The following is a 12,161-nucleotide window of genomic DNA, read 5'->3' on the forward strand; positions in this document are numbered from 1 at the left end:
TGTCCCCCTCAGCTGACCAGACGCAGCCTGCCGCGCTCGCGCGGAGGGAGATCACCGGGGATATCGAGCGGCAACATCGGATCCTCTTCGATCACATGAGGATCTTCCGGCGCACTATCGGGCAGCCGCTTGCCCAGATAGCTATCTGACAGTGCCCTGAATGCATAATCAAGCAGCGATGAGGCATAAGCCGCCACCGGGTCGCCCTCGACCGTGCCCGCAGGTCCGAAACGGGTATGCGCAAACTGCTCGACATAAGCCGATAAAGGCGCGCCGTGCTGCAGGCCGATCGTGACCGCCTGACCGACACTGTCGAGCAGGCCGCGCACCATCGAGCTCTCCCGCCCCGGCGTCAGAGAGATTTCGCCGAGCGAGCCATCTTCATATTCGCCCGTGCGCAGATAGAGGCGATGGCCGCCAATGGCTGTACGCTGCGTAAAACCACCGTGACGGGCAGGCAAAGGGCGACGTGCACCGCGTTCCAGACGCGCCGTAAGCGGCAGGGAGGCACGCGGATCGGGGCGCGCAGGCATGCGATCGACGAAGCCCGTCAGGGCACGATGCATCGACAGATGCGCCTCCGGCCCCGGTTGTGGCAGCGGATTCTCTCCAAGGACAGCTGACGCCAGAGCCGCTTCGAGGCTCAGCCCGCGATGGGCCAGACGCGACATGGCACTGACACGCAAATGACCATCGGCGCGCAGCGGCGAGAAGATCGGTGCCAGACCACAGGATTCGACACCGAGCAGCGCATCGACAGGGCCGGGCAGGGAAAATCCGGTCTCGATCAGGGCGCGGTTGGGCAGATCGGGCAGGCTTTCTTCCATCTCGTCACGGATCTGACGCCCGGTGCTCTCGAGCCCGGCTATCGGGCAGGAGATGGGGGGCAGCGGCACGGGGCCAGCGCCCTGACGGGCCAGAGACGTGGCAAGCCAGCTCAGATAGCAGGCGGCATCGCGCCCGGTCTCGCTGTCATAATCGAGCCCCATCAGGCCGAGACAGCTATCAAGATTGGTCAGAAGCAGCGTGCCTGCCGGGCCACCGAGACCGTCCTGCTCCGGCGCAGAGGTCGAGGGGGCATCGAAAAGCGGCAATTCGCCATTGAGCATTGGCCCGTTGACCGCATGCAGCCTGCGCAGCGCCACGCAGGCGAGACGAAGGGTTTCGACAAAACGCTCTCCGCCGAAATCACCTTCCAGAACGAAAGCCGCCAGATTGACCACGAAGCCGGAACGACGATCGACCTGCCCCTGCCAGAGCGCAGCCAGCGGTGCGATCTGGCGTTCGAGCAGGGCACCCGCCAGCGCAGGACCAAGCGCAGGCACCGGTATTTCCGTCTCTCCGGGCAGGGCAGGCAGACTGCCAAGACGGTCGAGCCAGCGCGTGGCCTCGCCCGACAGGCGCAAGGCGCCCGCCGCACCCGAAAGCTGCAGGAGCGCAACCGCCGCCTCGTCTTCCCAACTGGCAGGAAGCGTTACGGCACGCAGGGCGAGATCGTCAGGATCGGCAGCGACATGCGCCACGCGCATACGCACCCCGTTCCACTGGAGAAGCGTTGTCATGCAAGTGAATCTAGGCGCCGAACCGGGGCTGTAAAAGGGGCATTCGACCGGGCAGACGGGGGATAATGGTCCGCATAATGGGGATATGGTGGATAACATTCCCCAGCCCGATCCCAGCCGGGGTGATGGACGCTGGCAAACGAAGCCTGTAGGACTGAAACGGATCGTTTTCCTGCGTCATTCCCTGCGCGACCCAAGCCTGTGAGTTCCAAAACACCATGAGTTCATTGTCTGGCGTTCGGCCCCGTCGCGATCTACTCGAACTGACAACCGGTTTTCTGGTGCTTGCCGTGCTGGCCGGACTTCTGGCGCTGGCCGTGCTCGGACGCAGCCAGAGCGGCTCGGATGGCTACACCCTGCGCGCCGTCTTCAACCAGATCGACGGGCTGTCGGTAGGCTCCGACGTGCGTCTGGCTGGCATCACGGTCGGCCATGTAACGGCCGAGACCGTCGATCCGAAGAACTACCGCGCTGAAGTGCGATTCACAGTGCGCGACGGTATCGAGCTGCCGACAGACAGCGCGGCCATCGTCACCTCGGACAGCCTTCTGGGCGGAAAATATATCGCCCTTTCTCCCGGCGGCGATGAAAAGAATCTCAAACCGGGTGGCATCGTATCGCAGACACAAGGCGCGATCAGCCTGGAACAGCTTCTGAGCAAGTTCATTTTCTCGGTAACGGACTCGCTCGACAAGAGCCGCAAGGCCGCTGCCCAATGAGCAGCCCCACCCTCTGGACCGATCGACAGGGCGCCCCTATTGCCTGCGTCGAGAAGCTCAAGGTTCTGAGAGAAAACGAGACCGAACTGCGCCAGACCCTGCAGGATGTGTTCGAAGACGCACTGTTGATGGGGGTCGATCCAGACGCGATGCGCCAGCATCTGGTCGATATGGTCGCAGCCCTCAAGGAGCTCAACGCATGAAACGCGCCCTCTCCCGATCGGCAATGCTTGTCGCTCTGCCTCTCGCCATGGCGCCTCATGCGATGATCCCCGCGTCTCAGGCGGCAGAGGCCATCGCGCCACCCGTCATGTACCCTGCAGATCTGTGGCAGGGACGTGGCGAAGCGGTACTCCGCGTGCTCAACCGTACCGACTCCCATATCGAGACACTGACCATTCCGGTTGGCGGGCAGGCGCAATATCGCAGTCTGCATCTTGGCGTCACGCGCTGCGTCGATCGCCCTGAGACCTTACCCAGTGATTCCGCAGCCCTCATCACCACCAGCGATGACACCGATCCGGGCGCACATTATGAAGGCTGGATTCTGGCCGAAGAGCCTTCGCTGACAGGATACAAGAGCGCGCTTTATGGCGTTGCCATCGTTTCATGCTCGGGCCCCAAGGCCGATCCGGCTCTGGCTCCCTTGCCGCAGTCAGTCGTGCCCGTTCTGTCCAATACACCCCCCGAAGGCGCGCAAAACCAGCCGGGCGACCTCGACGACCCCAATCATGGAGCAGCCCCCGGCGCCACCCCCTCGCAGACTTTGCCGAACGTGCCTCCGGGCTCCCTTCCGGCCCGGCCTTCTCCCGCACAGTCCGGTGGCCCGACGGCTCTGACCCCCTTTGGGGAGCAGGCCGCCCCATCGCCAGCAAGCTCTGCGCCCCGTCAGGCTCCCTATCAGACGCCCGGTCAGCCGCCGCATCAAGAAACGGGCGGCCCGATGCAACTGGCCCCTCTTTCCAGTGGCAATGCGACGGGTAGAAACGCGACGGGCAGTAATGGGCAGGCACTTCCGCCGCCCCAGCCCTATAATCAGTGATTCACTGACGGAAGTAAGCCTCTGACCATATTCTGATCAGATTTGAGGGTGATAACGCGGCTGACCCTGCATTTCGGTGCAACCGCGTATCAATGAGGAAGTTATCAGACTCATGACAACCCCCTCTCCCTCGGCCCTTCCGTCATCCGGTCTTGCTGCTCCCTCACCGGATCGCGCGGCCTTTCTGCTCGATTTCGACGGGACTTTGGTCGATATTGCACCGACCCCGGACACCGTACAGGTCGAGCCCGGCCTCATCGACACTCTCTTGCGTCTGAAGGAGATCTGCGGCGGCGCCCTCGCCATCGTAACGGGCAGACCCATCGCCCAGATCGATCATTTCCTGCCCGGAATTCCCACTGCTGTTGCCGGTGAGCATGGCCTGACCCTGCGCCGTAGTCCTGACGGGGCTGAAGAGCCAGTCCGCGCCAGCCCTGTTCCCGCCCTTTGGCTTCAGCAGGCCGAGAGCCTGGTCAGCAATTTTCCCAACACGGTGCTGGAACGCAAAAAAGCCGGGCTGGTGCTGCATTATCGCGGCCACCCTGCCGCCGAATCTCCTTTCAAAGACGCGATCGAGTCCTGGCTCGCCGGGCAGGATGCTTTCGAGATTCACCCGTCCAAAATGGCATGGGAGATTCGTCTCGCAGGTATCCATAAAGGCAACGCCGTCGAGGCCCTGATGGCACAGCCCCCTTTCGCCGGTCGCATTCCCGTTTTTGTCGGTGATGACGTAACCGATATGGATGGTGTGCGCGCAGCGAAGGCGCTGGGGGGATATGGCTATCTCATTCCCGATGACTTTCCGACCGGCCACGCTTTCCGGGCCTGGCTCGCCCATTTTGGGGAGAATGCCTGATGGGTCGCCTCGTTGTCGTTTCCAACCGCGTTCCCGCCCCTCGTGAACGCAGCCAGCCTGCTGGCGGCCTTGCCGTAGGCGTACGCGATGCCGTGCGTGGCACCGAAAGTCTCTGGTTCGGCTGGTCGGGTCGCCACACCAGCCAGTCGAAAGAGCAGACTGCCAAGCTCGATACGCATGAGAGCTGCACCTACGCCACGATCGATCTGACGCGCAGCGAATACGAGCATTTCTACGAGAATTTCTCGAATGGTCTGCTCTGGCCGCTCTGCCATTACCGTATCGGGATCATCGACTACAAACGGATCGATTATAAGGTCTATCGCGAGGTCAACGCGCTCTTCGCCGATCAGCTCGTACCATTGCTTCGTGATGACGACACGATCTGGATCCACGATTATCACCTCTTCCCGCTCGGTGCGAAGCTGCGCAGGCGGGGGGTGAAAGCTAAGATCGGCTTCTTTCTGCATATTCCCTTCCCGCCCTGGAGCGTCACCCGCGTTCTGCCCTGCGCCGAGGAAATGCTGCGCGAGATGGCGGCTTACGACCTGATCGGCGTGCAGACCGCCGAAGACGCCCGCAATATGGATGGGTGTTTTGAAGCCAATAACCTGCCCAACCGCGCCGCCCATTTCCCGATCGGCATCGATCCGGTCGAGTTCGGCGAACAGGCCATTCACAACATGATGGCCGAAGAGGTGCAGCGCCTGCAGGCCTCGCTTCGCGGGCGTAAGCTCATCCTCGGTGTCGATCGCCTCGATTATTCCAAGGGCATCCCCGAGCGCATCCATGGCTACGAGACTTTCCTGAACCGCTATCCCGAGCATAAGGGTGAAACGGTTCTGCTTCAGATCACCCCGGTCTCTCGCGCTGGTGTCGCCAGCTATCGCGCCCTGCGACGCGAGCTGGATGAGATGGCGGGCCATATCAATGCCATGCACGGTAATTTCGACTGGTCGCCCATACGCTACCTGACCCAGTCCGTACCGCGCGAAGTGCTCGCCGGGTTCCACCGCATCGCCGATGTTGCCCTCGTCACCCCCCTTCGAGACGGCATGAATCTGGTTGCGAAGGAGTTCGTTGCCGCACAAAGCCCCGACGACCCCGGTGCGCTCATTCTTTCTTCCCTGGCCGGTGCCGCACCGGAAATGGAAGAAGCCCTGATGGTGAACCCCTATGATCATGAAGGCATTGCCGATGCCATTCATGCCGGAATCACAATGAGCCTTGAAGAGCGGCAAAGACGCTGGCAGGCTCTGCATCGAGACGTCACCCAGAACACGGCTGCAAACTGGGCCGATAATTTTCTCGAAATGCTCAGAGAGACAAAAGGACAGGAATGATTGCGCGACTGACCGGTGGATTGATGTTTTTCGCCGGTTTTGCCGCGCTTTTCGCGGCCTATTGGGCGGAGCATATTCTCGGCTACGCACCCTGTGAGCTCTGCCTGATCGAGCGCGCACCCTGGCGCATCATCGCCTTTCTGGGCGTGATCGCCCTGCTCATTCCCGGTATGGTGGGATTCTGGGCCACCGTGCTCGCCCTGCCTGCCCTCGCCGCCTCGGTCATGCTGGCCGGAATCCATAATGGCGTCGAACAGAAATGGTGGGAGAGCCCTCTACCCGCCTGTCATGCCCCCGTCTTCCACGCAGGCAGCAGCTTTCGCGAACGCATGGCCTCCATGCCGATGCGCCCCGCCAAACCCTGCGATGACCCGACCTATCTCTTTCATCTGCCGGTCTCCATGACCGTGCTCGGCGGCATCGCCGCGGCGCTTCTCTTCATCATCGTCAGCTACAGCGTGGTGCTTCAGGCCCGACGCTGGCACGCCGCACGCTGAAATCTCGCCTCAGGGCTCCCCCCTGAACCCGCGAAGGGACAAGCCCCCTTCGATCCCCGCGTCAATTCAATCAGGTTTCCAAAGGACGACTGTCCTTTGGCGGGGAACAGGGCAGCGCTCCGTATGGCGCGTTCAGTACTGATACGCATGATCCAGTGAGAGCGTGAGGAGTAATGGAATATATTACCACGAATGTATTTTATTTGTCTTTTTATGATGCTTTACGCCATGTGAAACAGTTTTATCTACTTAATCCCATCCGAAAAACCTGAAAAACATAAGTTGGCACGGCTTTTGCATGAGAGAAATCATACCATCGGACAGAGGGTCCGGTGCCTAGAAAAGGATCTCGTCATGTTCGGTTTTACCAAATCTTTCGTTGCCGTCGTCAGCTTCGTCGCTATCGCTGCCCAGCCTGCTTTTGCAGAAAACCGCATCGTGCCGAACGAACAGAGCGTGCAGATCGATGTCTCGCACGTCAATCTTACATCCGACCGCGATTGGAATCGGATTGCCGATGCCATCCATACCAAGGCCGCCGATATCTGCGAGCGCGATGTGGGCGAAAGCGATCGTCGGGCCGCTGATGTCGAGGAATGCACCCAGGCCGCCTATGACAACGCCGTGCAGCAGATGCGTGACATCTATGCCCGTCGCACAGCAGCGAGCCAGACCCGTCTGGCCCGTTCATGACCGCAAGGGCGCTACAGGGCGCGCGGCAAAAGAATGACGAAGCAGGCACCGATAATCCGACCCGCTTCGTCATAACGGTTTTCGGCATGAAGCGTACCATGAAGGGCTTCGATGATCTGCCGACTGATGGCGAGGCCCAGCCCTGAATGCTGACCGAAATTTTCGGTCTGGGGACGTTCGGAATAGAAGCGGTCGAATATGTCTTCGAGCTTGAGCGGGGGAATACCCGGCCCCTCATCGCTGACCGTAATACGGATCTGTCGGTCTACAGGCCGCATGAACAGGGTAATCCGCCCTCGTGGGGGCGAGAACGAAATCGCGTTGCCAATCAGATTGCGCAGCACCTGAACCAGACGATCTTCCACCGCCAGAACCCGCAGCGGGTGAGCGGCATCGTCGTGAGAATCATCCAGAACGAGAATGGCATCTTCGGGCTTGCGTGTCGTCTGATGCATCTCCGTCAGAATGGACAAAAGCATGCCTACAGCCACGGGCTCCGACCGGGCGCGTGACAGCTCGGCATCGATACGGCTGGCATCGGCAATATCGGTAATCAACCTGTCCAGACGGCGCACATCGTTATTGATGATGGCCAGAAGCCGCGTCTGGCGTTCGCGATTTTCGATACGCGGCAGGGTCTCGATGGCCGAGCGGATGGACGACAGCGGGTTCTTGATTTCATGGCTGACATCGGCTGCGAAACGCTCGATGGCGTCCATACGCGCCCAGAGCGCCAGCACACTGCCACGCAGGGCGCGCGCCAGAACGCCGATTTCATCGCGGCGCACCAGCAGGGATTCCGGCACCGTATCGGCACGCCCTGCCACATCGCGCATGTCATGAGACGCGACGGCGAGACGAAGAAGCGGACGGGCGATGGTGATGGAAAGATACCAGGAAAGCAGCACAGTCACAGCCATGGCCGCCAGGAAGAGCGAAAGGATCGAGGAACGCACGGCGAAAAGCGAGCGATCGACCTCCTGCGCCTGTCTCGTGAGCTGAATGACACCTACAGTCTGGCCGTCATGAATGACGGGTTCAGCGACTGTGATGACCAGTTCGTGCTCCGGCGTGCGCCGGATATAAGGAGCGGCCTCAGCTCCGCGATATTCACCGGCAGAGCGCAGAGGCGGCGGGCTGTCCTGATTTTCGAGCGTTACGATGCCTTCACGTGACGAGAGCGGCAGAAGCGACAACAGCCATTCATAGGCAATTTCGATGCCGTTATTGCGCGGAGGCTGCCAGCGGGGCGGCGGGGCGGGTTCGCCCGCGCCCGATTGCCCCATGCGGTCACGACGCACGAGCGCCGCCTCGTTCAGACTGTCGGCCACCAGAGTGCCGTCAGGCCCGACCAGCCGGGCGCGCACATTGGGGCTGGGTTCGGTCAGGCGCAGCAGAAGCGGACGGGCCTGTGATCCGTCGAGCATGAATTCCGCCCCGGGAAAGGGATGACGCGCCGGATCGCGAACGACAGCAATCTGTCCCATGGCGGCGGCGTAAATATGGGCTTGCTCGCGCAAGGCATTCACATCGGTTTCGAGCAGGCTGTTCTGAAAGTCGTTCAGAAAGAGAAGCGTGACTGCAAGAATGGCCAGAGGCAGTGTGTTGAGCAGAAAAATGCGCCGCATGAGCGGAGAGGCGAAACGGGGTAGGTGAAAGCGTCGTTTCGATGGCTTGCCATCACGCCCCGCCTCGAGAGCCAGTGTGTCGGCATGGCGAAAAGACCGCCTGCGCAGGCGCCGAAGCCCCCGCGACAACAAGCCAGGGGCGCCCCTGCGCGACCGCCTGCCAATGGATTCACGCTGGGGCATGGCCGATCAGTCTTCCTTGTAGCGATAGCCTATGCCGTAAAGCGTCTCGATCTGATTGAAGTTATCGTCGATCTGCCTGAACTTCTTGCGCACGCGCTTGATGTGACTGTCGATCGTGCGGTCATCCACATAGATATTCTCGCCGTAGGCCGCATCGATGAGCTGATCGCGCGATTTCACCATCCCGGGGCGCAGGGCGAGTGCCTTGACGAGCAGAAACTCGGTGACGGTCAGCATGATGTCCTGACCCGCCCAAAGGCATTGGTGACGCGTCTCGTCGAGCGTCAGGCTACCACGCACAATGGCGGCGCCACCGGTCGACACGCCACTGCCTTCGGCGCGGCTCGCATCCTGACGACGCAGCAGGGCGCGGATGCGCTCAAGCAGCAGGCGCTGGGAAAAGGGCTTGGTGATGTAATCGTCAGCACCCAGGCGCAGCCCCATGAGCTGGTCGAGTTCCTCATCCTTTGAGGAGAGGAAAATGACCGGCAGGGCCGAACGCGCACGCAGCCGCTGAAGCAGTTCCATGCCATCCATGCGTGGCATCTTGATATCGAGCACCGCAAGGCTGACCGGACGCGCCTGAATCCCCTGCAGCGCGGCCTCGCCATCGGTATAGGTGTGCACCACAAACCCCTCGGCTTCGAGCGCCATCTGGACCGAAGTGAGAATATTGCGATCATCATCCACCAGGGCGATGGTGTGCTTTGTCGTCTCCATGCGCGATGCATCCGCCTTTAATTTCTGCCTGTTGCCAATAACAGGGGGGTTGGCATATGGCTTGTGGCAGCCACCTATATCTTACCACGCGGCTGCGCCCAAGACGGGGCAGTCGAAAACGGTCGGACATCTCGGATGGTCGACCGGTGCTTTTCGTGGCTTCTCGCGGCCATGCTCGCCCCAAAGCGGGGGAGTACGCCAGAAGCCGACCCTATGACGCCCGGCAGGACCGGGCCAGATTTTTCGAGGTTGCGACCACGATGACCACAGAAAACGCGCTGCACGGCGAGCAGAACGAGACCCCGACCCCCGAGGCGACAGAAACGCAGACCGAGGCCCAGACGCCCGAAGCCCGCATTGCCGAGCTCGAGGCCCAGGTCGAGGAATTCCGCGATAAATGGATGCGCTCCGAGGCCGAGATGCAGAACTACCGCACGCGCGCCAAGCGTGAAGTGGAAGATGCCCGCCAGTATGCCGTGCAGAAATTCGCGAAGGATGTCGTCGAAGCCGCCGAAAATCTTCAGCGCGGCCTCGCCTCTCTTCCGGCCAAGGCAGAGAATGAAGACGGGCTGATCAGCAAGCTGCGCGAGGGCTTTGAGAGCACCGAACGCTCTTTCGTCGGCATTCTCGAGCGTAATGGCGTGACCTGCCAGCACCCGGTCGGCCAGGCTTTCGACGCCAATCTGCATCAGGCGATGGCCGAGCAGCCGAGCGACGACCATGCCGATGGCACGGTGATGCAGGCCTGGACGCCCACCTGGACACTGCATGGTCGTCTGCTCAAGCCCGCTATGGTTGTGGTCGCCAGGGGCGGCAACAAAGCCGCAGAATGAGGGTTGAAACCCTTAACGAGGCCTCCTAGATTTCAAGAGTAACCCGCCCCTGCCTAGGCAGGGAGACGAAAACAAGGGTGTTGCCCGGTGCCTCAATGGGCCGGACAGCGCCGCTGAAAGGACTGAAATATGAGCAAAGTCATTGGTATTGACCTTGGCACCACGAACTCTTGCGTCGCGATCCGCGAAGGCGATGAGACCAAGGTTATCGAGAACAGCGAAGGCGCACGTACGACGCCGTCGATGGTCGCTTTCACCGCCAATGGTGAGCGTCTGGTCGGCCAGGCCGCGAAGCGTCAGGCTGTTACCAACCCTTCCGACACACTCTATGCCGTCAAGCGCCTGATCGGTCGTCGTTTCGATGACCCGACCGTTGCCAAGGACAAGGAAATGGTCCCGTACGAGATCGTACGTGGCGATAACGGCGATGCTTGGGTGCGTGCACGTGGCGAAAACTACGCCCCGTCGCAGATTTCCGCTTTCGTTCTGGGCAAGATGAAGGAAACCGCCGAGGCCTATCTCGGTGAGACCGTCTCCCAGGCCGTCATCACGGTTCCGGCCTACTTCAACGATGCCCAGCGTCAGGCCACGCGCGATGCCGGTCGTATCGCCGGTCTGGAAGTGCTGCGCATCATCAACGAGCCGACGGCAGCCGCTCTGGCCTATGGCCTTGGCAAGCGCGATTCCGGCACGGTTGCCGTTTACGATCTCGGCGGCGGCACGTTCGACGTGTCGATCCTCGAAATCTCCGACGGCGTGATCGAAGTAAAGTCCACCAACGGTGACACCTTCCTCGGCGGTGAAGATTTCGACAACCGTATCATCGGTTACCTGGCAGACGAGTTCAAGCGCGACCAGGGCATCGACCTGCGCGGCGACAAGCTTGCCCTGCAGCGCCTGAAGGAAGCCGCCGAGAAGGCCAAGATCGAGCTTTCCTCTTCCAAGGAAACCGAGATCAACCTGCCCTTCATCACGGCAGATGCGTCGGGCCCGAAGCATCTCGTGGTCAAGCTGAGCCGCGCCAAGCTGGAAAGCCTGGTGGACGATCTGGTTCAGCGCACGCTCGGCCCGTGCCGTGCAGCGCTCAAGGACGCATCGGTTACCCCGGCTGAAATCGACGAAGTCATTCTCGTCGGCGGCATGACGCGTATGCCGAAGGTCATCGAGACGGTTAAGCAGTTCTTCGGCAAGGAGCCGGCCCGCAACGTCAATCCTGACGAAGTGGTGGCCATCGGTGCCGCCGTTCAGGGCGCCGTGCTCAAGGGCGACGTCAAGGACGTTCTGCTGCTCGACGTGACCCCGCTTTCGCTGGGCATCGAGACGCTGGGCGGTGTCTTCACCCGTCTGATCGATCGTAATACGACGATCCCGACCAAGAAGAGCCAGACCTTCTCGACCGCCGACGACAATCAGAACGCCGTGACCATCAAGGTCTATCAGGGCGAGCGCGAAATGGCGGCAGACAACAAGCTGCTCGGCAATTTCGACCTCACGGGCATTGCGCCGGCCCCGCGTGGCGTGCCGCAGATCGAAGTCACTTTCGACATCGACGCCAACGGCATCGTCAATGTGTCGGCCAAGGACAAGGCGACCAACAAGGAACAGCAGATCAAGATCCAGGCTTCTGGTGGTCTGAACGACGCCGATATCGACCGCATGGTGAAGGAAGCCGAGGCGAATGCTACGGCAGACAAGGCCAAGCGCGAGATGGTCGAGCAGCGTAACAATGCCGAGGCCCTGATCCATCAGACCGAAAAGTCGCTGACCGAAGCTGGCGACAAGGTTCCGGCAGCAGATAAGTCCGAGGCAGAAGCCGCCGTCGCCGCAACCCGCGAAGCCATGAACGGCACCGACGTCGAGGCACTGAAATCGGCTACCGAGCGTCTGACGCAGGCAGCGATGAAGATCGGTCAGGCTGTCTATGCCCAGTCTCAGGCTGAAGAAGGTGCCGCCGCTGGCGAAGCCCATTCTGCCAAGGACGAAAACGTCGTCGATGCCGATTTCGAAGACGTGGACGACAGCAAGAAGCACTGAGTTCCCGTTAGAAGGGGTCTCTGACCCCTTCTCAGGAAGCTTCCCGCTTTC

General features: G+C 61.1%; 12 protein-coding genes. 9 read left to right on the forward strand and 3 right to left on the reverse strand.

Annotated features, from left to right (window positions below; genetic code table 11):
• Positions 1-8: 8 nt before the first annotated feature.
• Positions 9-1,562, reverse strand: a complete 1,554-nt coding sequence (locus tag ABHV46_RS08735) for a TSCPD domain-containing protein (protein ID WP_438381152.1) — start codon at positions 1,560-1,562, stop codon at positions 9-11.
• Between the two features lie 218 nt (positions 1,563-1,780).
• On the opposite strand from ABHV46_RS08735, the gene mlaD reads away from it, so the two are divergent.
• The 7 genes from mlaD to ABHV46_RS08770 all read left to right on the forward strand — a co-directional run bounded on the left by mlaD (position 1,781) and on the right by ABHV46_RS08770 (position 6,712).
• Positions 1,781-2,281 (forward strand): outer membrane lipid asymmetry maintenance protein MlaD, encoded by a 501-nt coding sequence (gene mlaD, locus ABHV46_RS08740; protein ID WP_438381153.1) that lies wholly within the window; start codon positions 1,781-1,783, stop codon positions 2,279-2,281.
• On the forward strand, positions 2,278-2,484 hold the full coding sequence (locus tag ABHV46_RS08745; protein ID WP_438381154.1) for a hypothetical protein: 207 nt from the start codon (positions 2,278-2,280) through the stop codon (positions 2,482-2,484). Before mlaD ends, ABHV46_RS08745 begins: the two co-directional genes overlap by 4 nt.
• A complete protein-coding gene (locus tag ABHV46_RS08750) occupies positions 2,481-3,323 on the forward strand; it encodes a DUF2155 domain-containing protein (RefSeq protein WP_438381155.1) in 843 nt (280 codons plus the stop codon). Before ABHV46_RS08745 ends, ABHV46_RS08750 begins: the two co-directional genes overlap by 4 nt.
• Positions 3,324-3,435: 112 nt before the next feature.
• Positions 3,436-4,179: a trehalose-phosphatase gene (gene otsB, locus ABHV46_RS08755; RefSeq protein ID WP_438381156.1), complete on the forward strand. Its 744-nt coding sequence runs from the start codon at positions 3,436-3,438 to the stop codon at positions 4,177-4,179.
• Positions 4,179-5,522 carry an alpha,alpha-trehalose-phosphate synthase (UDP-forming) gene (locus ABHV46_RS08760; RefSeq protein ID WP_438381157.1) on the forward strand — a complete coding sequence of 448 codons (1,344 nt, stop codon included), beginning with the start codon at positions 4,179-4,181 and terminating at the stop codon, positions 5,520-5,522. The genes otsB and ABHV46_RS08760 overlap by 1 nt, the downstream gene beginning before the upstream one ends.
• Positions 5,519-6,019 (forward strand): disulfide bond formation protein B, encoded by a 501-nt coding sequence (locus tag ABHV46_RS08765; protein ID WP_336946956.1) that lies wholly within the window; start codon positions 5,519-5,521, stop codon positions 6,017-6,019. Before ABHV46_RS08760 ends, ABHV46_RS08765 begins: the two co-directional genes overlap by 4 nt.
• 354 nt (positions 6,020-6,373) lie before the next feature.
• Positions 6,374-6,712 (forward strand): UrcA family protein, encoded by a 339-nt coding sequence (locus ABHV46_RS08770; RefSeq protein WP_438381158.1) that lies wholly within the window; start codon positions 6,374-6,376, stop codon positions 6,710-6,712.
• An 11-nt stretch (positions 6,713-6,723) separates the two neighbouring features.
• Here ABHV46_RS08770 and ABHV46_RS08775 read toward each other — a convergent pair whose 3' ends face one another.
• Both ABHV46_RS08775 and ABHV46_RS08780 read right to left on the reverse strand, forming a co-directional pair.
• Positions 6,724-8,523, reverse strand: a complete 1,800-nt coding sequence (locus ABHV46_RS08775) for an ATP-binding protein (RefSeq protein WP_438381159.1) — start codon at positions 8,521-8,523, stop codon at positions 6,724-6,726.
• Positions 8,524-8,529: 6 nt separating this feature from the next.
• Positions 8,530-9,243: a response regulator transcription factor gene (locus ABHV46_RS08780; RefSeq protein WP_025841044.1), complete on the reverse strand. Its 714-nt coding sequence runs from the start codon at positions 9,241-9,243 to the stop codon at positions 8,530-8,532.
• 260 nt (positions 9,244-9,503) lie between these two features.
• Here ABHV46_RS08780 and ABHV46_RS08785 point away from each other — a divergent pair, with 260 nt between their 5' ends.
• Both ABHV46_RS08785 and dnaK read left to right on the forward strand, forming a co-directional pair.
• On the forward strand, positions 9,504-10,076 hold the full coding sequence (locus tag ABHV46_RS08785; RefSeq protein WP_438381160.1) for a nucleotide exchange factor GrpE: 573 nt from the start codon (positions 9,504-9,506) through the stop codon (positions 10,074-10,076).
• A 129-nt stretch (positions 10,077-10,205) separates the two neighbouring features.
• A complete protein-coding gene (gene dnaK, locus ABHV46_RS08790; protein ID WP_438381161.1) occupies positions 10,206-12,110 on the forward strand; it encodes a molecular chaperone DnaK in 1,905 nt (634 codons plus the stop codon).
• Positions 12,111-12,161 lie beyond the last annotated feature (51 nt).

Origin of the sequence: Asaia sp. BMEF1, from assembly GCF_051628905.1 — a bacterium.
GTDB lineage: Bacteria > Pseudomonadota > Alphaproteobacteria > Acetobacterales > Acetobacteraceae > Asaia.

Excerpts from the sequence above, each read along its gene's own strand:
- ABHV46_RS08780 (WP_025841044.1), bottom strand. The coding sequence starts at position 9,243 with ATGGAGACGACAAAGCACACCATCGCCCTGGTGGATGATGATCGCAAT.
- ABHV46_RS08745 (WP_438381154.1), top strand. The coding sequence starts at position 2,278 with ATGAGCAGCCCCACCCTCTGGACCGATCGACAGGGCGCCCCTATTGCC.
- ABHV46_RS08775 (WP_438381159.1), bottom strand. The coding sequence starts at position 8,523 with ATGCCCCAGCGTGAATCCATTGGCAGGCGGTCGCGCAGGGGCGCCCCT.
- ABHV46_RS08765 (WP_336946956.1), top strand. The coding sequence starts at position 5,519 with ATGATTGCGCGACTGACCGGTGGATTGATGTTTTTCGCCGGTTTTGCC.
- ABHV46_RS08770 (WP_438381158.1), top strand. The coding sequence starts at position 6,374 with ATGTTCGGTTTTACCAAATCTTTCGTTGCCGTCGTCAGCTTCGTCGCT.
- otsB (WP_438381156.1), top strand. The coding sequence starts at position 3,436 with ATGACAACCCCCTCTCCCTCGGCCCTTCCGTCATCCGGTCTTGCTGCT.
- dnaK (WP_438381161.1), top strand. The coding sequence starts at position 10,206 with ATGAGCAAAGTCATTGGTATTGACCTTGGCACCACGAACTCTTGCGTC.
- ABHV46_RS08750 (WP_438381155.1), top strand. The coding sequence starts at position 2,481 with ATGAAACGCGCCCTCTCCCGATCGGCAATGCTTGTCGCTCTGCCTCTC.
- mlaD (WP_438381153.1), top strand. The coding sequence starts at position 1,781 with ATGAGTTCATTGTCTGGCGTTCGGCCCCGTCGCGATCTACTCGAACTG.
- ABHV46_RS08785 (WP_438381160.1), top strand. The coding sequence starts at position 9,504 with ATGACCACAGAAAACGCGCTGCACGGCGAGCAGAACGAGACCCCGACC.
- ABHV46_RS08760 (WP_438381157.1), top strand. The coding sequence starts at position 4,179 with ATGGGTCGCCTCGTTGTCGTTTCCAACCGCGTTCCCGCCCCTCGTGAA.
- ABHV46_RS08735 (WP_438381152.1), bottom strand. The coding sequence starts at position 1,562 with ATGACAACGCTTCTCCAGTGGAACGGGGTGCGTATGCGCGTGGCGCAT.